General features: G+C 72.8%; 19 protein-coding genes. 9 read left to right on the forward strand and 10 right to left on the reverse strand.

From position 1 onward, the window contains the following. The first annotated feature begins 90 nt into the window (after positions 1-90). From KUM38_RS11745 to KUM38_RS11755, 3 genes are read left to right on the forward strand one after another with little or no spacing between them, the layout of a single operon-like run. The gene (locus KUM38_RS11745; protein ID WP_217129247.1) at positions 91-1,407 is read left to right on the forward strand and encodes an ABC transporter substrate-binding protein; all 1,317 of its coding nucleotides are present in this window, start codon (positions 91-93) and stop codon (positions 1,405-1,407) included. After that, positions 1,407-2,360: a carbohydrate ABC transporter permease gene (locus KUM38_RS11750; RefSeq protein WP_217129248.1), complete on the forward strand. Its 954-nt coding sequence runs from the start codon at positions 1,407-1,409 to the stop codon at positions 2,358-2,360. The genes KUM38_RS11745 and KUM38_RS11750 overlap by 1 nt, the downstream gene beginning before the upstream one ends. Further along, a complete protein-coding gene (locus KUM38_RS11755; protein WP_217129249.1) occupies positions 2,357-3,187 on the forward strand; it encodes a carbohydrate ABC transporter permease in 831 nt (276 codons plus the stop codon). Before KUM38_RS11750 ends, KUM38_RS11755 begins: the two co-directional genes overlap by 4 nt. On the opposite strand, the gene KUM38_RS11760 is transcribed toward KUM38_RS11755, so the two are convergent. Next, complete coding sequence (locus KUM38_RS11760) at positions 3,165-5,237, reverse strand: SpoIIE family protein phosphatase (protein WP_217129250.1); 2,073 nt, start codon at positions 5,235-5,237, stop codon at positions 3,165-3,167. The two genes, KUM38_RS11755 and KUM38_RS11760, sit on opposite strands and share 23 nt — an antisense overlap. Before the next feature lie 102 nt (positions 5,238-5,339). Further along, positions 5,340-6,434 carry a uroporphyrinogen decarboxylase gene (gene hemE / locus KUM38_RS11765; RefSeq protein ID WP_217129251.1) on the reverse strand — a complete coding sequence of 365 codons (1,095 nt, stop codon included), beginning with the start codon at positions 6,432-6,434 and terminating at the stop codon, positions 5,340-5,342. A 128-nt stretch (positions 6,435-6,562) separates the two neighbouring features. Here hemE and KUM38_RS11770 point away from each other — a divergent pair, with 128 nt between their 5' ends. From KUM38_RS11770 to KUM38_RS11780, 3 genes are all read left to right on the forward strand, one after another. Continuing rightward, positions 6,563-7,246 carry a DUF3000 domain-containing protein gene (locus tag KUM38_RS11770; protein WP_217129252.1) on the forward strand — a complete coding sequence of 228 codons (684 nt, stop codon included), beginning with the start codon at positions 6,563-6,565 and terminating at the stop codon, positions 7,244-7,246. 269 nt (positions 7,247-7,515) lie between these two features. Then, positions 7,516-8,175: a response regulator transcription factor gene (locus tag KUM38_RS11775; RefSeq protein WP_073930923.1), complete on the forward strand. Its 660-nt coding sequence runs from the start codon at positions 7,516-7,518 to the stop codon at positions 8,173-8,175. A 164-nt stretch (positions 8,176-8,339) separates the two neighbouring features. Next, positions 8,340-9,629, forward strand: coding sequence for a ribonuclease D (locus KUM38_RS11780; protein WP_217129253.1), 1,290 nt, complete (start codon positions 8,340-8,342; stop codon positions 9,627-9,629). Positions 9,630-9,708: 79 nt separating this feature from the next. On the opposite strand, the gene KUM38_RS11785 is transcribed toward KUM38_RS11780, so the two are convergent. After that, the gene (locus KUM38_RS11785; RefSeq protein ID WP_217129254.1) at positions 9,709-10,533 is read right to left on the reverse strand and encodes a rhomboid family intramembrane serine protease; all 825 of its coding nucleotides are present in this window, start codon (positions 10,531-10,533) and stop codon (positions 9,709-9,711) included. A gap of 132 nt (positions 10,534-10,665) precedes the next feature. Between KUM38_RS11785 and KUM38_RS11790 the strand changes: the two genes are divergently transcribed. Continuing rightward, a complete protein-coding gene (locus tag KUM38_RS11790) occupies positions 10,666-10,989 on the forward strand; it encodes a hypothetical protein (protein ID WP_217129255.1) in 324 nt (107 codons plus the stop codon). 130 nt (positions 10,990-11,119) lie between these two features. On the opposite strand, the gene KUM38_RS11795 is transcribed toward KUM38_RS11790, so the two are convergent. Then, positions 11,120-12,517 (reverse strand): FAD-dependent oxidoreductase, encoded by a 1,398-nt coding sequence (locus KUM38_RS11795; protein ID WP_302181194.1) that lies wholly within the window; start codon positions 12,515-12,517, stop codon positions 11,120-11,122. A gap of 48 nt (positions 12,518-12,565) precedes the next feature. Continuing rightward, entirely contained in the window at positions 12,566-13,567 is a 1,002-nt protein-coding gene (locus tag KUM38_RS11800; protein ID WP_217129256.1) for a DUF4349 domain-containing protein, read from the reverse strand. A gap of 156 nt (positions 13,568-13,723) precedes the next feature. Here KUM38_RS11800 and hemG point away from each other — a divergent pair, with 156 nt between their 5' ends. Both hemG and hemQ read left to right on the forward strand, forming a co-directional pair. Next, on the forward strand, positions 13,724-15,181 hold the full coding sequence (hemG, locus tag KUM38_RS11805) for a protoporphyrinogen oxidase (protein WP_217129257.1): 1,458 nt from the start codon (positions 13,724-13,726) through the stop codon (positions 15,179-15,181). 5 nt (positions 15,182-15,186) lie between these two features. Beyond that, positions 15,187-15,918: a hydrogen peroxide-dependent heme synthase gene (gene hemQ / locus KUM38_RS11810; protein ID WP_217129258.1), complete on the forward strand. Its 732-nt coding sequence runs from the start codon at positions 15,187-15,189 to the stop codon at positions 15,916-15,918. Here the strand turns inward: hemQ and KUM38_RS11815 are convergent, their stop codons facing one another. The 5 genes from KUM38_RS11815 to KUM38_RS11835 form a co-directional block, all read right to left on the reverse strand. Continuing rightward, a complete protein-coding gene (locus tag KUM38_RS11815; protein WP_217129259.1) occupies positions 15,919-17,532 on the reverse strand; it encodes an alpha/beta hydrolase in 1,614 nt (537 codons plus the stop codon). Between the two features lie 89 nt (positions 17,533-17,621). Further along, positions 17,622-18,401 (reverse strand): TIGR04222 domain-containing membrane protein, encoded by a 780-nt coding sequence (locus KUM38_RS11820; RefSeq protein ID WP_217129260.1) that lies wholly within the window; start codon positions 18,399-18,401, stop codon positions 17,622-17,624. 107 nt (positions 18,402-18,508) lie between these two features. Continuing rightward, the gene (locus KUM38_RS11825; RefSeq protein ID WP_217129261.1) at positions 18,509-19,819 is read right to left on the reverse strand and encodes a DUF692 domain-containing protein; all 1,311 of its coding nucleotides are present in this window, start codon (positions 19,817-19,819) and stop codon (positions 18,509-18,511) included. Positions 19,820-19,924: 105 nt separating this feature from the next. Next, a complete protein-coding gene (locus tag KUM38_RS11830) occupies positions 19,925-20,446 on the reverse strand; it encodes a hypothetical protein (protein WP_217129262.1) in 522 nt (173 codons plus the stop codon). A gap of 291 nt (positions 20,447-20,737) precedes the next feature. Continuing rightward, entirely contained in the window at positions 20,738-21,682 is a 945-nt protein-coding gene (locus KUM38_RS11835; RefSeq protein WP_217129263.1) for a C45 family peptidase, read from the reverse strand. Positions 21,683-21,776 lie beyond the last annotated feature (94 nt).

Below are 21,776 nucleotides of genomic sequence, written 5' to 3' on the forward strand. Positions count from 1 at the left end.
GAGACTTTACCGGTTCAGTAAGTGGCTGCCAGAGTGCCGAACCAGCCAACCCACTCGTGCTCGTCCGCCCCGTGAACGGAGCTGGTGCACATGAACCGCCGCAAGGTACTCGCCGGATCGATCGCCGTCCTCGCCCTGCTGGCCTCCGCCTGCACGGGCACGGGAGGCTCCTCGAAGGGCGCGGACGCCAAGGCCCCCGACGACCCGTCCGAGGTCAAGGGCTCCCTCACGGTCCTCACCCACCGGACCGACCTGGTGCAGGACGGGACGATGAAGAAGTACGCGGCCGAGTTCAACAAGACCTACCCCGGAGTGAAGGTCGAGTTCGACGGCCTCACCGACTACGAGGGTGAGGTCAAGATCCGTATGAACACGGAGAACTACGGCGACGTCCTCATGATCCCGGCGGTCATCGAGAAGAAGGACTACCCGAAGTTCTTCGCCTCCCTCGGCACCGAGGCGGAACGCGCCGCCAAGTACCGCTTCACCGACTACTCCACCGTCGACGGCAAGGTCTACGGCCAGAGCCCCCTCGGGGTCGTCCCCGGCTTCGTCTACAACAAGAAGGTGTGGAACGAGGCCGGCGTCACCGACTGGCCCACCACCCCGGCCGAGTTCCTCGACGACCTGAAGGCGATCAAGTCGAAGACCGACGCGGTGCCCTACTACACCAACTTCAAGGACATGTGGCCGCTGACCCAGTGGACCAACGTCAACGGCTCCGTCAGCTGCGACACCGGGGCCACCACGAAGCTCGCCGAGGGGGACCCCTGGGCCGAGGGCGCCGACCTGCGCGTGGGCGACACCCTGCTCCACGACATCGTCAGCGGCGGACTCGTGGAGAAGGACCCGACCACCACCAACTGGGAGGCGTCCAAACCCAAGCTGGCCAAGGGCGAGATCGCCACCATGTGGCTCGGCTCCTGGGCCGTCATCCAGATGCGGGACGCCGCGAAGCAGGCCGGCACCGACCCCGCCGACATCGGCTTCATGCCCTTCCCCGCCCAGCGGGACGGCGCCTTCTGCGCGGTGACCTCCCCGGACTACCAGCAGGCCGTCAACGTCAACTCCGACCACAAGGAAGCCGCCCGCGCCTGGATCGACTGGTTCACCGACAAGTCCGGCTACGCGGCGGCCAACCTCGCCCTGTCCCCGCTGAAGGACGCACCGCTGCCCGACATCCTCAAGCCGTACGAGGAGCAGGGCGTCAAGCTCATCGACCTCGACGACACCAAGGGCGGTGAGGTGAAGACCATCGACAACCAGTCCGAGGTCGGCATCTACAAGCCCGACTACCGCCAGGAACTCGTCGACCTCGCCCGCGGCGCACGCGAGGGCAGCCTGGACGACCTCCTCGGCGACCTCGGCGAGCGGTGGGCCGAGGCGCGGAACTCGCTGGGGTCCTGATGACGGACACCACCCGCAAGGCGGCGCGGCCGGTGGCCCCGGCCGCGCCCGCCGGGCCGAAGCGGGCGGCACCCACCCCGCGCCGCACCCGGCTGACCCGCCGCCTCACCCCGTGGCTCTTCCTGACCGCCCCGCTGGCCCTGCTCCTGACCTTCACCTACGCGCCGATCGCCAACATGCTCGCGTACAGCTTCACCGACTGGGACGGCGTCAGCCCGGAGCTGAACTGGACCGGCACCGAGAACTACACCGAACTCCTCACCCGCTCCGAGCTGTTCGAGGTCTTCTTCGTCAGCGGCTACTACCTCGTCGCGTCCGTGGTGCAGATCGTCCTCGCCCTCTACTTCGCCACGGTCCTCAGCTTCAACGTCCGCTTCCGGAACTTCTTCAAGGGCGTGCTGTTCTTCCCGTACCTGATCAACGGGGTGGCGATCGGCTTCGTCTTCCTCTACTTCTTCCAGGACGGCGGCACCCTCGACTCCGTACTGCGCCTGCTCGGCGTCGAGACCGACCACGCCTGGCTGGGCACGCCGTTCTCCGCGAACACCTCGCTCGCCGGCGTCTCCGTCTGGCGCTACCTGGGCCTGAACTTCGTGCTGTTCCTCGGCGCCATCCAGTCCATCCCGGGCGAGCTGTACGAGGCGGCCGAGATCGACGGCGCGAGCCGCTGGCAGCAGTTCCAGCACATCATCGCGCCCGGCATCAAGCCCATCCTGGGCCTCAGCGTCATCCTCTCCGTCTCCGGCTCGCTCTCGGTCTTCGAGATCCCGTACATCATGACCGGCGGCGCCACCGGCACCGAGACGTTCGTGATCCAGACCGTGAAGCTGGCCTTCCAGTTCAACAAGACGGGCCTCGCCTCGGCCGCCGCCGTCGTCCTGCTGCTGATCGTCCTGGCGGTCACCTGGGTGCAGCGGCGCATCGTCCCCGACGAGAAGGTGGACCTCGTATGACCCGTCGCACCGTGGCCCGCACGCTGGTGTACCTGTCGCTGGTCCTCGCGACACTGGTCGTGCTGCTGCCGCTCACCGTGGTCCTCCTGACCTCGCTGAAGTCCTCGGAGGAGATGGCGGACGGCAGCGGGGCGCTCGCCCTCCCCGACGACCCGCTGAACTTCGACAACTACGTGACCGCGTTCCGGGACGGCCAGATGCTGTCCGCGTTCGGCAACACGGCGGTCGTCCTGGTCGTCGCCGTCGGCGGCACGATCCTCATCGGCTCGATGACGGCGTACGCGATCGACCGCTTCCACTTCCGTTTCAGGAAGCTGGTCGTCGCCCTGTTCCTGCTCGCCGCGCTGGTCCCCGGGGTGACCACCCAGGTGGCGACCTTCCAGATCGTCAACAGCTTCGGCATGTTCGACAGCCTGTGGGCGCCGATCGCGCTCTACATGGGCACGGACATCGTGTCGATCTACATCTTCCTGCAGTTCATCCGCTCCATCCCCGTCTCCCTGGACGAGGCGGCCCGCCTGGACGGGGCGGGCGCCTTCACGGTCTACCGCAAGGTGATCCTCCCGCTGCTCAAACCGGCGATCGCGACGGTGGTGATCGTGAAGGGGATCAACGTCTACAACGACTTCTACATCCCCTTCCTCTACATGCCCTCCGAGGACCTCGGCGTGATCTCGACGTCCCTGTTCCGCTTCAAGGGCCCCTTCGGCGCGCACTGGGAGACCATCTCGGCGGGCGCGGTCCTGGTCATCCTCCCCACCCTGCTCGTCTTCCTCTTCCTCCAGCGCTTCATCTACAACGGGTTCATGAGGGGGGCGACGAAGTAGGGAGCCCGTTCGGCGGGAGCGGCTGCTCGTCGGCGGGGGCCGGGGGCAGGCGCAGGGCCAGCAGGGCCACGTCGTCGTCGTTGTCCACGGTCAGCTGGTCGGCGAGCAGCGCGTCGCAGAAGGCCTCCAGCGGGTGCCCGGCGGAAGCCGAGGCGTGCAGCCGCAGCCGCTCCAGGCCGACGGTGAGGTCCTCCTCGCGGCGCTCCACCAGCCCGTCGGTGTACAGCAGCAGGGTCGAGCCGGGCAGCAGCGGCTGTACGGCGCTGGCGTACTCGGGCTGTGGATCGAGCCCGAGCATCGGGGAACGGGCCGAGGTCAGGAAGCGCGCGGTGCCGTCCGCCTCGACCAGCAGCGGCGGCGGGTGCCCCGCCACGGAGTAGTTGAGCTGGAAACGGCCGGGGGACGGGCGTTCGACCCGGGCCAGGACGCAGGTGGCGGTGCACTCCAGGTAGAGGGTCTGCAGGGAGACGTCCAGCCGGCGCAGGATCGTGCCGGTCGGTTCCTGGCGGTCCAGGGTGAGCCCGCGGAGCATGTTGCGCACCTGGCTCATGGTGACGGCGGCGGGCAGGTCGTGGCCGGAGACGTCGCCGATGGTGAGGACGGTGGCGCCGTCGCGCAGCACGAACGAGTCGTACCAGTCGCCGCCGACCTCGGCGGCCGCGGTGCTGGGCCGGTAGCGGACGGCGAGGTCGAGGCCGGGCACGTCCGGGGGATCGGTGAGCAGGCTGCGCTGGAGGGCCAGCGCCACCTGCCGGGTGCGCTGGTACTCCAGGGCGTTGCTGAGGGGTGTGTGGGCCCGTTCCAGGAGCGTCCGCAGCAGGTCGATCTCGGCCTGGCCGAGGGACGGGCGGCCACCGCTGACGGACGCGGTGACCAGGGCGGCGGTGGTGCCGTCGACGACGACGGGGAGCAGGACGACGCTGTTCGTCCCGGGGGCCAGCCACGATTCGGCCTCGGGCGGGCGGAGGTCGGGCGGGGGCTCACCGGGCGGGAAGACCGCGTGAAGGGGGCTGCGCCCGTCGGCGGTGCGGGCGAGCGGACTGCCGGACCGCAGGTGCTCCTTGTGGGGCGGAGGCAGGTCCGGCAGCCCCGGGCGAGTGACGGCGGCGACCCGTTCGGCGGTGAGCGGGGTGCCGGGCGGGCGGTGCAGGGCGTGCGGCAGGAGGTAGACGGTGCAGTAGTCGGCGATGTCGGGCACGATCACACCGGCGAGGGCGGCGAGCATCTCCTTCAGCCGTACGATGCCGGCCGTGGCGGTGGTGGCCCGCGCCAGCAGCTCCTCACGGCGGGTCTCCTGCCACTCCTGCTCGACGTCCGCGCAGGTGCCCATCCACTCGACCACGGTGTCCCCGTCGCGCACCGGTGCGGCGTCGACGGCGAAGTGACGGTAGCCGCCGGTGGCCAGCCGCAGCCGGTAGGTGTGGGTCCAGCGGGGCGCCTGCTCGTCCAGTGCCCGCTGCCACGACTCGACGGCGGCGGCGCGGTCGTCGGGGTGGACGGCGTCGATCCATCCGTCGCCGCGGAACTCCTCCCAGCTCTGCCCGGTCACCCGCTGCCAGCCGGGACTCGGTTCGGTCACCCCGCCCTTGGGGCCGGTCACCCACACGATCTGGGATCCGGCGTTCACCAGACTGCGGTAGCGCTGCAGCGCGCGGCGGCGCTCCTCGGACAGGACGCGGATCCGTTTCGCGGCGGTCACCTGCTCGGTGACCTCCACGATCACGCCGAGCACGCCGTGTCGGCCGTCGCTCATCGTGGCGTGGGAGATGCTGAACGTGAAGTAGCGGGTTCCGCCGTCCACCGGGCCGGGGTAGGCCAGGTCGATGGGCATGGCGGTGAGCACCTCGGCCGTGCCCGTGGCGAAGACCCGGTCGAAGATGTCGAAGTAGCCGGACTGCTCGAGGTCGGGAAAGGCATCGCGGATGGTCCGGCCCAGCGGACGGTCGCCGAAGGTCTCGCGGTAGATCTGGTTGGTGTACGCGAGCCGGTGCTCCGGCCCCCGCGTGAACACGACGCCGATCGGAGCAGGGTCGAACATTTCGAGCCGCATGAGGCCTTCACCTGCCCGGTCCCGGGAGCGAACGTAGTGGGCGACGTGTGCCCAGTACCCCGCTCCCGGGTTCCGATGCGCGTGAGGCGCGTACGCGGTGGGTCAGCGCGCGGTCTGCGTGTGGACGTACTCCACGAGACGGGTCAGGGCGTCCGGGTCGGTGGACGGCATGACGCCGTGGCCGAGGTTGAAGACGTGGCCCTCCAGGCCGGCGGCCGTGTCCAGGACCTCCCGCGCCTTCGTCTCGACGGCCTCCCGGCCGGCGAACAGCACGGTCGGGTCCAGGTTGCCCTGGAGCGCCTTGCCGGGGCCGACGCGGCGGGCGGCCTCGTCCAGCGGGACGCGCCAGTCGACGCCCACGACGTCCGCGCCGGCCTCGCCCATCAGGCCGAGGAGCTCACCGGTGCCGACGCCGAAGTGGATGCGCGGGACGCCGTGACCGGCGACCTTGCGGAACACCTTCGCCGAGGCGGGCAGCACCGAGCGCCGGTAGTCGGCCGGGGCGAGCGCGCCGGCCCAGGAGTCGAAGAGCTGGACGGCCGAGGCGCCGGCCGCGATCTGCACCTCGAGGAACGCGGCCGTGATGTCGGCGAGGCGGTCGAGCAGGTCGGCCCAGAGCTCCGGGTCGCCGTACATCATCGCCTTGGCGTTCTCGTACGTGCGGGACGGGCCGCCCTCGACGAGGTAGCTCGCGAGGGTGAACGGGGCGCCCGCGAAACCGATCAGCGGGGTGGACCCGAGTTCGCGGGTCAGCATGCCGATCGCCTCGGTGACGTAGGAGACGTCCTCGGGGGTGAGGTCGCGCAGCCGGGCGAGGTCGGCACGGGTGCGCACGGGCTGCTCGACGACCGGGCCGATGCCGGGCTTGATGTCGAGGTCGATGCCGATGGCCTTGAGGGGGACGACGATGTCGCTGAAGTAGATCGCCGCGTCGACGTGGTGGCGGCGCACCGGCTGGAGCGTGATCTCGGTGACCAGGTCGGGGCGCATGCAGGAGTCGAGCATCCCGATGCCCTCGCGGACCTTGCGGTACTCCGGCAGTGAGCGCCCGGCCTGCCGCATGAACCACACCGGCGTGTGCGGCACGGGCTCGCGGCGGCACGCCTTGAGGAAGGCCGATTCCTGGACTGCGTCGTTCCTGACGGGATCGGGGGTCGAGGTCGGCGTCTGGCCCGTCGGGCTCGCGTTGGCACTCACACGGCAAGTCTCGCACGACCCTCCGGCGCGCCCGGACCCCAGGGCCCGCCGGGCGGGATCCGGACACCGCCGGGCGGCGCGGGTGTCTCTCCCTGCGCCGGGGGCCCGTTCCGCTTAATCTTCCCCGCATGGCTGCGGCTCAGGGACGACTGTCGGACGGCGCTGGCGGAATGGACGAGCGGAAGGAGACCGGAGGGGACCCCGGACAGGGGGGTGCGGGAGGTGCGCCCCCGCCGCCCTTCCGGGCCGCTGTCGAGGCGCTGCGCGGCGCGCGGCTGCGGCCGCAGATCGAGGTGGATTCCGCGCCCGCTCCGAAGCGGCTCGCCCCGTACGCGTACGCGCTGGAGGCGACGGTCGTCGACGGCGAGCAGGACCTGGCCGACGGCCGGCTGGTGCTGCTGCACGACCCGGCCGGACACGACGCCTGGCGGGGCGCCTTCCGCCTGGTGACGCTGGTGCGCGCGGAGCTGGAGCCGGAGATGGCGGCGGATCCGCTGCTGCCGGACGTGTGCTGGTCCTGGCTGACCGGTGCGCTGGCGGCGCGCGGACTGACGTGCGGTGAGCCGAGCGGCACGGTGACGCGTGCGAGTTCCCACTACTTCGGCGGCCTGTCCGCGCGGCCCGCCGCCTCGCAGATCGAGATCCGGGCCTCCTGGACGCCCCGGGAGGGCCTGGGCGGGGTTCCGGACGCGGCCGCCCACCTGGTCGCGTGGTCCGATCTGCTGGCGCAGGTCGCGGGGCTGCCGCCGGCCGCTCCGGGGGACGCGTCCGTGGTGACGCTGCCGCAGCGGAGGGGACCGCAGTCGCGCTGAGCTCCCCGCTGGGCGCTCCCGGCAGCCGTCAGCGTCCATCTCTTTGTCGACACGGCCACTTTCGGAAGCTTTGCGACGCGGATCGAAACCGTTCGATCTTCGAATGATCGCTCGTGCGTCCGAATTGCTCGGATTGTTACTCATCCCTTCGTGATCATTCGTTAAAGGACACCAGGTTTATTGCCGAAGACGACTGTGACCTTGAAAGCACGGTTCGTCCCGGCTCCACCCCCCACGAGCCGCCCCCGTCCCGCACCCCAGGAGGCCTGGTGTCCGTTCTCCTCGAGCAGCCCGCAAGCCTGGTCGCCTACCGCCCGAACAAGCCGACCGCCATGGTGGTCGTGGCCGACCCGCGCGTCCGTTCCACCGTCACCCGCCATCTGTGGGCGCTCGGTGTGCGCGATGTCATCGAGGCCTCGTCCGTCGCGGAGGCTCGTCCCCGCATCGGCAACCCCCGCGACATCTGCGTCGCCGAAGTCCACCTGCCGGATGGTTCCGGCCTCACCCTCCTCTCGGAGACCCGCGCGGCGGGCTGGCCCAACGGCCTCGCCCTCTCCGCCGCCGACGACATCGGCGCCGTGCGCAACGCCCTCGCCGGCGGAGTGAAGGGATACGTCGTCACCGGCACCCGCACCAACCTCGGGCTCCCCACCCGTCCCGGTGCGGCCCCCATCGGCGCCGCCGCCCGCCTGCACCGCCGCCCCCCGGGTGCCCCGAGCCACCCGGGCGGCTACCGGGAGCTGTCCGGCCGCGAGGTCGAGGTGCTGCGACTGGTGGCGGAGGGCCAGTCGAACAAGGCGATCGGCGTGTCGATGGGCCTGTCCGCACTGACCGTCAAGAGCCACCTCGCCCGCATCGCCCGCAAGCTCGGCACGGGTGACCGCGCCGGCATGGTGGCGGTGGCCCTGCGCACCGGCATCATCCACTGACCGTTTCCGGCCACTTCTGACCACCTCACCCGTCCGGCCCTCCGCCCCACCCACGGGCTCGCGAACACCGCCTCTCACCCTCCCGACCGGAATACGACCCGCCGGCGCCCGTCACGGAACACAACCGTCGACGGGCGCCTTCGTGGCACGGATACCCTTGACAGGTGACCGACGCCCACGACACCGCAGCAGACCGTTCACTGCGCACCACCGGAGGCGCCCCTCCGGACGACGGCGGATCTTCTGTTACGGAGGCGCCGATCCCCTTGCTCGAACCGCGCGAGGGCATCCCTCCCGTGATCGCGGACGAGGCCGCCCTCGCCGAGGCGGTCGCCGCCTTCGCCGCGGGCAGCGGCCCCGTCGCCGTGGACGCCGAGCGCGCCTCCGGCTACCGCTACGGTCAGCGCGCCTACCTCGTCCAGCTGCGCCGCGAGGGCGCCGGGACCGCGCTGATCGACCCCGTCGCCTGTCCCGACCTGTCCGGGCTCGGCGAGGCGCTGTCCGGCGTCGAGTGGGTCCTGCACGCCGCCACCCAGGACCTGCCCTGCCTCCGCGAGATAGGCATGGTGCCCACCGTCCTCTTCGACACCGAGCTGGCCGGACGCCTCGCCGGGTTCCCCCGGGTCGGGCTCGGCGCGATGGTCGAGAACGTGCTCGGCTTCGTCCTGGAGAAGGGCCACTCCGCCGTCGACTGGTCCACCCGCCCGCTGCCCGAGCCCTGGCTGCGCTACGCCGCCCTCGACGTCGAGCTCCTGGTCGACCTGCGCGACGCGCTGGAGAAGGAGCTGGACCGGCAGGGCAAGCTGGACTGGGCCCGGCAGGAGTTCGACGCGATCGCCTCGGCCCCGCCGCCGGAGCCCCGCAAGGACCCCTGGCGGCGCACCTCCGGCATGCACAAGGTGCGCCGGCGCCGGCAGATGGCCGTCGTGCGGGAGCTGTGGCAGACCCGCGACCGGATCGCGCAGCGCCGGGACGTCTCCCCGGGCAAGGTGCTCTCGGACGCGGCGATCGTGGAGGCCGCGCTCGCCCTCCCGGCCAACCTCCACGCCCTCGCCGCGCTCAACGGGTTCGGGCAGCGCGTGGGGCGGCGCCAGCTGGAGCAGTGGCAGGCGGCCGTCGACCGGGCGAAGGCGCTGAGCGAGGCGCAACTGCCCCAGCCCGGCCAGCCGGTGACCGGCCCCCCGCCGCCGCGCGCGTGGGCCGACAAGGACCCGGCGGCCGCGGCACGGCTGTCCGCGGCCCGGGCGGGGATCAGCGAGCTCGCCGAGCGGCTGAACATGCCGCCGGAGAACCTGATCACGCCGGACACGGTGCGCAGGGTCTGCTGGGAGCCGCCGGCGGTGGTGCGCGCCGAGTCCGTCGGGGCGGCTCTCACCGAGCACGGGGCTCGCCCGTGGCAGGTGGAGCAGGTCACCCCGGTGCTGGTGGCGGCGCTGTCCGCGAAGGGGGCGTAGCGGGACCCCGCCGTTGTCCTGGAGGGGGCGTGGCGGGACCCGCCGCTGTCCCCGGAGGGAGCATGGCGGGACCCCGCCGCTATCCCCGGCCCGGCCGTGCCCGCCGTCCGAAGAGGACGCCGCGCGGCTCGGGCGGCGGCGGTGTGCCCGGGCGCAGCGGCCAGGCGAGCAGCATGCCGGCCACGAAACCGACGACGTGCGCCACGTACGCCACCGTCCCGGCGTCGGTGACGCCCTGGCCCGACGAGTACACCGCCTGGAGCACGAACCACAGGCCCAGCACGGTCCAGGCCGGCAGCCGCAGCGGCAGGAAGATCAGGAACGGCACCAGCACCCAGACGCGCGCCTTCGGATACAGCACCAGATAGGCGCCCAGCACCCCGGCGATCGCCCCGGAGGCGCCGATCAGGGGCTCGCCCGAGTCGGCGTTCAGCAGGGAGAAACCGTACGAGGCCGCGTAACCGCAGACGACGTAGAAGAGCAGGAAGCGGACGTGCCCCATCCGGTCCTCGACGTTGTTGCCGAAGATCCACAGGAACAGCATGTTGCCCAGCAGGTGCAGCCAGCCGCCGTGCAGGAACATCGCCGTCAGGACGCTCAGCTCCGGCGACTTGTCGTAGCCCGGCGCACCGATCACGCATCCCGGACCCTGCGGGCCCACGCCGGTGCCGCCCGTGGGCACCAGGTCCGGCATCCGGTGGTGGATCAGCTCCTGCGGCACCACCGCGTAGCGGTCCAGGAACGCCTGCAGGTGGCACAGGTCGGCCAGACTGCTCCCGCCGGTCAGTGAACCGACGACACCCGGCGTGAGGACGACGAAGACGACGATGTCGGCGGCGAGGAGCGCGTACGTCACCCAGGGGGTGCGCCGCGCGGGATTCACGTCATGGACGGGGATGACCACATCCCACGTGTGCCCGGGCGGCGGTCGGTGAATCCGCGGCGCCGCTGAACACCGCCGTCCGGCCGTGCGTATGACTCGTCGACCGTCCGCGGCCCGGGAAGGGGCCGCGGGGCCGACGTGGAGGAACAGGCGATGAACGACCGAGTGCCCACCGCGATGCACGCGCTGCCCGACGGCGAGGCCGAACTCACGCTCGTGGTGCGCCTCCCGTGGGAGGACGTCGCCCGGCTCGGCCAGGAGGCGGGGCGGCTCGCCTCGCAGATGCGGCGGCCGGTGACGCTGGACGAGGCGGTGAGCCATCGGCTGCGCTCGGTGCGGGGGGCCGCGCACGCGAAGCCTGCGGCGCAGGCGCCGGTACCCGCGCAGGACGCCGGTGCGTCGGTGGCGTCGTTGCCGTCACGGCCTCCGGCGGAGCAGGCGCGGCAAGTGATCGAGAGGATCAACGGGACCGCGTGAGGGCTTGCCGGACAGCGCCGTAGGGGTTCGGTTGCGTCGCGGGGTGCCGGCCGCATGGGGCTTGTCGCGCCCACGAGCCGCACACGGACTCAGCCCCGCGCCCCTGAAGGGGCGCTCAGCCTGCCCCTCTTCATACGGTCGCCCGGATTTTCGTCGCCGCCTTTCTGGCCGCCACCAGGACCGGGTCCCAGACCGGGGAGAACGGGGGCGCGTAGCCCAGGTCCAGGGTCGTCATCTGATCCACCGTCATGCCGGCGGTGAGGGCGACCGCCGCGATGTCGACGCGCTTGCCCGCGCCCTCGCGGCCGACGATCTGGACGCCGAGGAGCCGGCCCGTGCGGAGTTCGGCGAGCATCTTCACCGTCATGGGGGAGGCGTTCGGGTAATAACCCGCGCGGCTGGTCGACTCGATGGTGACCGACTCGAACCGCAGGCCCACGCGGTGGGCGTCCTTCTCCCGGAGCCCGGTGCGCGCGATCTCCAGGTCGCACACCTTGCTGACCGCCGTACCGACCACGCCCGGGAAGGTGGCGTAGCCGCCGCCGGCGCCCGCGCCGATGATCTGGCCGTGCTTGTTGGCGTGCGTGCCCAGCGGGATGTGCCGCTGCTGCCCGGAGACCAGGTCGAGGACCTCCACGCAGTCGCCGCCGGCCCAGATGTTCTCGTACCCGCGCACCCGCATCGACCGGTCGGTGAGCAGTCCGCCGTGTTCCCCCAGGGGAAGTCCGGCGGCCCGTGCCAGGGTCGTCTCCGGGCGCACCCCGATGCCGAGCACGACGACGTCCGCCGGGTACTCGGCGTCCTCGGTGGCGACCGCCCGCACCCCGCCGTCGTCCCCCGTGAGCAGCTCGGTGACCTCGGCGTCGTTCACCATGGTGATGCCCATGCCCTCCATGGCCTCGCGCACCAGGCGCCCCATGTCGGGGTCGAGGGTCGCCATCGGCTCCGCGCCGCGGTTGACGACCGTCACCTCGTAGCCGCGGTGGAGCATCGCCTCGGCCATCTCCACACCGATGTAACCCGCCCCGACGACCACCGCGCGGCGCCCGCGCGTGCGGGACAGCGTGTCGAGGAGGGCCTGCCCGTCGTCGAGGGTCTGCACGCCGTGCACCCCGGGGGCGTCCATGCCGGGCAGCTCCGGGCGGATCGGCCGCGCACCGGTCGCGATCACCAGTTTGTCGTACGACGTCCAGGACTCGGCGCCGGAGTCGACGTCCCGCGCGCGCACCCGCCCCCGGTCGAGGTCGAGTTCCGTGACCTCGGTGCGCAGCCGCAGGTCGATGTCCCGCGCGCGGTGCTCCTCGGCGGTGCGGGCGATCAGCCGGTCCCGGTCGGGGACGTCACCGCCCACCCAGTAGGGGATGCCGCACGCCGAGAAGGAGGTGAAGTGGCCGCGTTCGAACGCCACGATCTCCAGCTCGTCCGGACCCCTCAGCCGGCGGGCCTGTGACGCCGCGGACATCCCCGCGGCGTCACCGCCGATCACCACCAGGCGTTCCCTCGTACCGCGCGCATCGCTCATGGTCATGTGAACACGCTACGGGGGCAGGGGATTTCAGGACCGCCCGAGGGCCCCTCAGCCCTCCCCGTCCCCGTCGGACGCCGGGCGGGGCGCCGACGACGGCACCGGCCGGGCCACCGGCAGCGGGCCGAGGGCGGTCGTCACGGGCGCCGGCTCCGGCCGCCGCGGCAGCCGGGGGCGTACGACCTTCCGCCACAGCAGGACGAGCAGCGCCGCCACCGCCGCGAACGGCAGCACCGCGCCGAACGCCACCGCCAGCCAGCGCAGCATCGTCACGAACGCGTCCCAGCCGCCCGCGAGGGCGTCCGTGAACCCCGGATCGTCGTCCTTCGCCGTCTCCTCCACCGGAGTCTCGGACAGGGACAGGGTGATGGTGGCCAGGCTCGTGCGGTCCTTCAGGGACGCCTGCTGGGCGAGCAGGGCCTCCAGGTCGGCCTGGCGGCTGCTCAGCTCACCCTCCAGGGTGACCACGTCACTGAGCTTGGTCGCCCGGTCCATCAGCTCGCGGATGCGGGCCACGCTGGCCCGCTGGGTCGTGATCCGGCTCTCCACGTCGACCACCTGGTCGGTGACGTCCTGCGCCTTGGCGCTGCGTTCGAGGAGCTTGCCGGTGCCCTCCAGATCGGCGAGGACCTCGTCGTACTTCTCCACGGGCACGCGCAGCACCACGCGCGTGTGCTCGTGGCCCTCCTCGTCCCGGTCGGTGGTCTCGTCGCCGATGTAGCCGCCCGCGGTCTCGGTCGTCGTCCGGGCCTCGTCCAGCGCCTTCGGGACGTCCTCGACCCGCACGGTCAGGGAGGCGGTGCGGATGATGTGGTTCGCGGTGGCCTTCGGCGGCGCGGTCGCCCTCGCGTCGTTCGCCGCGCCGCCGGGGGCGCCCTGCTTCGCGTCCTCCTGCGCGGCCTGCCCTTCGGCGGGCGCGACGGCGGCCTTGTCGGCGGCCCCGGACCCGGCGGAGTCGTCGCTCGCGCCGCTGCACCCGCTGACGGCGAGGGCCGCCGCCAGCAGGACCCCGGCCAGGGCGTGGGCGGGACGTACGGATCGTCGTATGCGCATAAGGGGCTCCCCCGGTGTCGTGACGACTGACGATCCTTCGACGCGGCAGGGGTGCGGAACGTTGGCGCCGGACGGTCCCGATGCGGTCACGGTAGGGACTCGGCGGGGCCACATGGCCCTGGCGGGACCGCCGGGGGCGTTTGAGAGGGTGGAGTCATGAGCGGATCACATGCGGGCTCCGGGCAGCACGTCGTCGTCGTCGGAGCGGGAATCGCCGGGCTGGCCGCCGCGTACCGGCTGCGGGAACACGGGGCGCGGGTCACCGTGCTGGAGGCCTCGGACCGGGTCGGCGGCAAGCTGCTGCCGGGAGAGATCGCGGGCGTGCGCGTCGACCTCGGCGCCGAGTCGTTGCTGGCCCGCCGCCCCGAGGCGGTGGGCCTCGCCCGTGCGGTGGGCCTCGCCGACCGGCTCCAGCCGCCGGCCACCGCCACGGCCTCGCTGTGGACCCGGGGCGCCCTGCACCCCATGCCCAAGGGCCACGTCATGGGCGTGCCCGGCACCGCCGAAGCCCTCGCCGGCGTCCTCTCCGACGAGGGGCTGGCCAGGATCGAGCGCGACGCCGACCTGCCCCGCACCGAGGTCGGCGACGACGTGGCCGTCGGTGAGTACGTGGCGGCGCGCGTCGGCCGCGAGGTCGTCGACCGCCTGGTGGAGCCCCTGCTCGGCGGGGTGTACGCGGGCGACGCGTACCGCATCTCGATGCGCTCGGCGGTCCCGCAGCTCTTCGAGGCCGCCCGCACCCACACCTCCCTCACCGAGGCGGTCCGGGGGATCCAGGCCAGGTCCGCCGCCGCGCCGCAGCCGGGCCCCGTCTTCACGGGCATCGCGGGCGGCGTGGGCACCCTCCCGCTCGCGGTCGCCGACGCGCTGCGGGCGGGCGGCGCGGAGATCCTCACCGGCACGCCGGTCACGGAGCTGCGCCGGGAACCGCGGGACGGCTGGCGGATCGTCGCCGGGGACCGCGCCCTGCACGCCGACGCGGTCGTCGTCGCCGTCCCCGCCCCGGCCGCCGCCGGTCTGCTGCGCGCCGAGGCGCCCGGTGCCGCCGCCGAGCTCGCCGGCGTCGAGTACGCCTCCATGGCGCTGATCACCCTCGCCTACCGCCGCGCGGAGACCGGTCTGCCCGAGGGCAGCGGATTCCTCGTGCCGCCCGTCGACGGCCGCACCATCAAGGCGTCCACCTTCGCCTCCGCCAAATGGGGCTGGATCGCCGAGGAGAACCCGGACCTGGTCGTCCTGCGCGCCTCCGTGGGCCGCCACGGCGAGACGGAGATCCTCGACCGCGACGACGCCGGCCTCGTGGAGGTCTCCCGGCACGACCTGAAGGCCGCCGTCGGCCTGGACGCCACCCCGGTCGCCACCCGCGTCACCCGCTGGGGGGACGGCCTGCCCCAGTACCCCGTCGGCCACCACGCGCGCGTGGCCCGCGTCCGCGAGCACCTCGCGGGCCTCGCCGGGCTCGCCGTGTGCGGCGCGGCCTACGACGGCGTCGGCGTCCCCGCGTGCATCGCGAGCGCGTACGCCGCCGCCGACCAGATCCACGGTGACCTGCGCGCTGTGCAGCAGCTCACCGCCCACCCGGTGCAGAGCCTCCACGGAGGAGCAGGAGAATAAGGGACATGAGTGACGACGCCACCACCCCCGCCCCCGACCGGATCCCGAACAAGGGCAAGCTGGCCAAGGACCTCAACGAGGTCATCCGCTACACCCTCTGGTCCGTCTTCAAACTGAAGGACGTCCTGCCGGAGGACCGCGCCGGATACGCCGACGAGGTCCAGGAACTGTTCGACCAGCTCGCCGCCAAGGACGTCACGATCCGCGGCACCTACGACCTGTCGGGCCTGCGCGCGGACGCCGACCTCATGATCTGGTGGCACGCCGAGACCGCCGACCAGCTCCAGGACGCCTACAACCTGTTCCGCCGCACCAGGCTGGGCCGCGCCCTCGAGCCGGTCTGGTCGAACATGGCGCTGCACCGGCCCGCCGAGTTCAACCGGTCGCACATCCCGGCGTTCCTCGCCGACGAGACGCCCCGCGACTACGTGAGCGTCTACCCCTTCGTGCGCTCCTACGACTGGTACCTGCTGCCCGACGAGGACCGCCGGCGCATGCTCGCCGACCACGGCAAGATGGCCCGCGGCTACCCCGACGTGCGCGCCAACACGGTCGCCTCGTTCTCGCTCGGCGACTACGAGTGGATCCTCGCCTTCGAGGCCGACGAACTGCACCGGATCGTCGACCTCATGCGCCACCTGCGCGGCTCGGAGGCCCGGATGCACGTCCGCGAGGAGGTCCCGTTCTTCACGGGCCGCCGCAAGGACGTCGCGGAACTGGTCGCGGGCCTGGCCTGATCAGACGGCGGGCCGGGCCGCAGCGGCCCGCCGGTCCGCCGAAGCCGGCTGCGGCTCGGGTTCCGGGTGCGGCGCGCAGGAGGCGCGCCGCCCCGGAACCCGGCCGTCCAGCAGATACGCCTCCAGGTGGCCGTGCACACAGGCGTTGGCCCCGCCCGCGAGGCCGTGGCTGCCGGCGTCCCGCTCGGTCACCAGCGCCGACCCCGCCAGCCGCCGGTGCAGCTCCAGGGCACCGTCGTACGGGGCGGCCGCGTCCCGCTCCGCCGCCAGGATCAGCGTCGGCGGCAGCGCACCGCTGCCCGCGCGCACGTCCAGCGGCCGCTGCCGGGGCGCCCGCCAGTAGGCGCACGGCAGGTTGGTCCACACATTGCCCCAGGTCTCGAAGGGCGCCCGGCGCGCGAGCCGGGTGTTGTCCCGGTCCCACACCGCCCAGTCCGTCGGCCAGGGCGCGTCGTTGCACTCCACGGCGAGGTACACCGCCCGCGCGTTCTCCGCCTCCGCCGCCGCCTCCGGATACTCCTGGGCCTGCTCGACCAGCGGGGCGGGATCGCCCTTCAGGTACGCCGACAGCGCGTGCGCCCGGTGCGGCCAGTGGTCGTCGTAGTACCCGGCCTTCAGGAACGCCGCCTGCAACTGTCCGGGCCCGACCTTCCCGCCCGCCGGCTCCTTCGCCAGCCGCGCACGGGCCCTGTCGTAACTGTCCTGCACCTCGCGCGCCGTGTTCCCCAGCCCGTACACGGCGTCGTGCCGGGCGGCCCAGGCCCGGAAGTCCGCCCAGCGGTCCTCGAACGCCGCCGACTGGTCCAGGTTGTTGCGGTACCAGATCCGCTCCGGGTCCGGGTTCACCGCCGAGTCGAACACCATCCGCCGCACGTGCGAGGGGAACAGCGTGGCGTACAGCGCCCCGAAGTACGTGCCGTACGACGATCCGAGGAACGTCAGCCGGTTCTCGCCGAGCGCGGCGCGCAGGACGTCCAGGTCACGGGCGTTGTTGAGCGAGTTGTAGTGCCGCAGCGCGTCGCCGGTCCGCTCGGCGCAGCCCCGCGCGTACGCCTCGGCCCGCGCGACGCGCTCCCGCTTGTACGCCGCCGAGGGGTGGACGGGTGCCGTCGAGGGGCCCTCGAAGAACGTCCCCGGGTCCGTGCAGGACAGCGGTGCCGAACGGCCCACCCCGCGCGGGGCGTAGCCGACGAGGTCGTACGCCGCCGCGACGCGCTTCCACTCGGGCAGCACGCCCATCATGGGGAAGTACATGCCGGTGGCGCCCGGCCCGCCCGGGTTGTGGACCAGGGATCCCTGCCGGGGCACCGCGCGCCCGCTGCCGCCGGGGTCCTTCCCGGTGGCCCGGACGCGGCTGACGGTGAGTGAGATCTGCTCGCCGTCGGGGCGGGCGTAGTCGAGCGGGACGCGCAGCGTGCCGCACCGGACGGTGCCCGGCAGCTCCTGCCCGGCGGGGCACGGGCCGAAGTCGATGCCCTCGGCCGCGGCCCGCGCGGCGGCCGTCGCGGTGCCGCGCAGCTCGGCGGTGGGGGTTCCCGCGCCGGCCGGGGCGGCGGCCAGGGTGGTGAGCAGCAAGGACCCGGCGGCCACATGGACGGCGGCGGCAGTTCTCATCGACGATCCCTTCGGTGCACGATGGCGACAAAAGGGATGTTTCGTACGTCGGTGGGGTGAGGCAAGCACCGCACGCCGGGGTGTCGGCGTCAATGCCCCCGAGGAGGCACCCGGTGTGCGAAGGCCGCGCGCAGTTCCGGCTCGCCCACCGCGCGGATGCCGTGCACCGCGACGGACGTGAGATACGAGCGGTCGTCATCGGCGTCGCCGGCGCCGCGGGGCAGGGCACCCAGCAGACGCTGACCGGCCGGGGAGGCCCAGGGCGAGTACGGGTGGACCTCGAACCGTGTGATGGCCAGACAGCCCAGCACGAGGACCAACGGCAGCGCGAACCACAGCGCGACGAGAAGGCGCGGCATGTCCGACGGGACGGGCATGAGCAGGGCGACCGTCCCCAGCCCGGCCACGGCCGGCACGGCGAGCCGCACCTGCCGCACCGCCTCGGCGACGGTCGTCCCGGCGCCGTCGGGCACCGCAAGGCCGGCACTGACCAGCCGCTCGGCGATCCCGCGCACGGCGTCCGCGGTCGCCGCGGCGGCCCGCACCGGCGCGATCGGCGACTGCCCCTGAGGCCCTATCGCCCCTATCACCGACCGCTCCATCTCGTCCCGCCCGCACGGATCGACGACCGTGGCCCAGCCGGTGTGCGCCAGCAGCAGCCGCCGCTGACGGGCCATCGCGACGAGCGTGAGGTCGGCGACCCGCCCGGGACCACCGGACAGGAACGCGGCCTCGTACAGCGTCAGATCGCGCCCCGTCCCCGCGTCGGAGTCGACCGCGGCGGCACCGCGCACGGCGGCCAGGCACAGCCGCAGGCACGCCGTACCGGCGACGGCCCAGGCCAGGAGCAGAAGAGGGACCCAGAACATGAAATGTTTGTAAGCGCGCGGTCGCGACAACACCATGCCCTGTTCACGATCCGGGACGGAGTGTTGTCCGTATGTGACGTTCCGCTCGGATTGCCGGGCGCTGGCGGTCAACGCCGCAGCAGCACCCGCCGGGTGGCCCGCGCCAGCCGCACCGCCGGCCTGTGCGACCGCGGCCTCGACCCCGACCGCTCCAGCCACCACTCCCGCAGGGCACGCCGCACCGACGCGTCCTCGGGCCGCCCGGCCAGCACGTGCTCGGCGAAGTCCAGCGCGTCCCGCCGGTAGCCGCCGGTCATCGGCTGCGTCTGCGCGTACGCGAGGAAGGCGGCCCGGTAACCGCTCCCGAGGATCACCGGCAGCTCGGGCGCGACCTTGGCGACGACGTCGGCCCGCTTGGCGGCGAGCGCCCGCGCCTGCACCCCCATCCGCACCCGGTCGAACCCCTCCGGTACGGGCGTCCCGGCGACCAGCGCGGACAGCACCGCGGTCTGCGCGAGCGCGAGCCGCTCCCGGGCGGCCTCGAGGGAGCCCTGCCGCGGCTCGGGCCGGACACCCGCGACCGCCGCCGCGCCCGCGCCCGCTTCCCGTCGCCCCGCCCCCTCCTCGACCGCCCGCCGGATCGCACCCAACTCCCGCTCCATCTCCTCCGCTTCCGGGAAGTTCTCGTCCCGCTCCAGCAGGACGCCGGGAGGGGAGACGCGGGAGGCGAGGTCGGTGAGGACCGCGAGCACGGGCTCCGGAACAGGGTGCGCGTGGCTGTCGTGCCACACGCCGTCCCGCTCGAACCCGCCCGCGACATGGACGTACGCGATGGCCTCCAAGGGCAGTCCGGCGAGCGCCTCGGCCGGGTCCTCGCCCCGGTTGACGTGGTTGGTGTGCAGGTTGGCGACGTCGATGAGGAGCCGTACGCCGGTCCGGTCGGCCAGCTCGTACAGGAACTGCCCCTCGGTCATCTCCTCGCCGGGCCACGAGAACAGCGCGGCGATGTTCTCCACGGCGAGCGGCACGGGCAGCGCGTCCTGCGCGATACGGACGTTCTCGCACAGCACGTCGAGGGCGTCACGGGTGCGCGGCACGGGCAGCAGGTGCCCGGCCTCGATCAGCGACGAGGCGGTCAGCGGCCCGCCCGCCCGGACGAACGCGATGTGCTCGGTGACGAGCGGCGACCGGAGCGTCTCGGCCCGCTCGGCGAGGGCGGCCAGCCGTCCCTCGTCGGGCCGCTCGGCCCCGCCAAGACCCAGCGACACCCCGTGCGGCACGACGGTCACCCCCCGCTCCCGCAACCGCACCAGCGACTCGGGCAGATGCCCGGGGCAGACGTTCTCGGCCACGACCTCGACCCAGTCGATCCCCGGCATGCCCTCGACGGCCTCCGCGATCTCCGGCCGCCACCCGATCCCCGTCCCCAGCTGCACCATCGTCCCCTCCTCCACCGGTGTGTCCGGCCCCCGTAGGTGAGAGGGATATGGCCCCCCGGAACACCTCCGAACCGCGCCCGGCCACCTTCAGAGCAACATTTGAGGTTAGGGGCGCGCGGGCCGGGCGAAGCCGGCGAGGGCGCGGAAGTCGTCCTCCCGGAGCCCGGTCCGCGGATCGACATGGTGCAGCAGCCCGGTCCCGGGGTGGTGGGCGGCCACATACGCCCGGTCGAGCTCGCTCTGCTCGTCGTCCACCCAGGCGAAGGGCCGCCCGTCGGCGTGCTCCACCAGCGGACCGGTCTTCCAGTGCACCCCGTCGGGCCGCTCCTGGAACAGGGCGTCACCGAAGTCGACGAAGGGCAGCTCGGGCAGCCCGAGCCGGGGACCTATCCACCGATTGGCGTCCCCCATCCAGGTCGTCGCCCAGCACAGCTCGTACCCGAGCCGGAGGAGAGCCGGACCGTGCTCGGGGTTGAGCCACACGCGCAACGGCCGCCGACGCGACCACAACAGCCCCCGGTCCACCGGCACCCTGAGCGTGATGTACCCGGCGGGGCGTCTCTCCGGTCGGGCCGCGTAGGGATTGAGCGGGCCGTCCACGTCGAGAAAGAGCAGCGGTCGGTTCACGGTGTCCCCCTGGTGTCCGTCGGCCGGGTGAGAGCATCCGACCATGCGAAAGCGCTGTCCGGCACGCTGATTCCCCCCTGGTGCCGCCGTTCTGGATGGTGGACGCCGGCTACGCGGCGCCGGCCGGTGACTCCAGTGCGGACGCTCCCTTCCTCCTCCTTGTCCGCTCCTCCTGCGGGCGGCGGGATGGGACGCCGGGCAGGACATCGTGCCCGTGTGGGCCGACACCATGGTCCGTGGGGCGCTCGGCCTGGCCGGGTACGTGTGGGTCGTGCGGACGCGGCCCGGTTCTCAGCCGGCCTGACCGAGCGCGACGGCGCGGGAGCCGGTGGTGAAGCCGGTGAAGGACTGTTCCCAGGTCTCGTCGGGCCAGTGGTAGGTCACGCGGCCCTCGGCGGGCCGGTAGTGGGCGGTGTAGACCGTCCCCAGGCCCTCGTCGTACGCGTACTGGTACAGCGGCGGCTTCAGCATCGCCGCCACGTCCGTCCCCGTCGCCCGGACGGTGCTCAGCCGCTCCTGGGTCCGGGTGAACCGCTCCTGGTCGTCGGGCACCGGCAGGTGCTGGTGGTTGGCGGCGCAGGCGTCGGGTGCCTCGGTCAGCGGGATGTCCGGTCCCACGAACACCGTCACCGACTTCTCGGAGTCGACGAGGGTGACGTTCTGCGGGATGGCGATCGGTAGGGACCGCAGCCTGCCGACCGCCTCGTCGACGGTGTCGCACGTCTCCAGGAGGTAGCGCAGCACGATGAGGACGGCGAAGCCGGGGCCGTGGACGAACCGGCCGCCGAAGGTGAGCGAGACCGCGAGCCCGGCGTCGTTCATCCCGTCCAGCAGGCCCCACGCCGCGTCCTGCATGCCGATGACCGGACGGAGGAAGTGCGAGGAGACGATGGTGCCTTCGCACTCGTCGGGCGCGAAGTCGTAGTTGCGCAGCAGGGTGCCGTCCCCGCCGGTCTGCGTGCAGCCCGAGAAGAACGGCCGCAGGGTCGCGAGGGTGAGGAACGTTTCCCCGCCGGGCCGGTCGAGCTGACGGGCGAGCCGCTCCAGCACCGGGACCAGCTCCGGCATGTGCGTCTCGAACAGCGCCCGGGCGCGGTCCGCGCCTTCCGCGGTCCGGCTCTCGTCGGTCATCCACTCCTCCGCGCGCGGCCACAGGGCCTGCGCATGGGCGGCCCAGCGGCCGTCGCCGCCGTCGCCGATCTCGAGGGCACGAAAGGTCTTCCGCAACCGGCTCACTCCCCACGCTCCTTCACGGACCTCGGACGAAGTAGTGGCAACCTACCTAATTTCTTGAGCAACTCCTTGTTCTGCCAGGCACGTTGACGCTCTC

This window comes from Streptomyces sp. AC558_RSS880 (assembly GCF_019049255.1).
Lineage (GTDB): Bacteria > Actinomycetota > Actinomycetes > Streptomycetales > Streptomycetaceae > Streptomyces.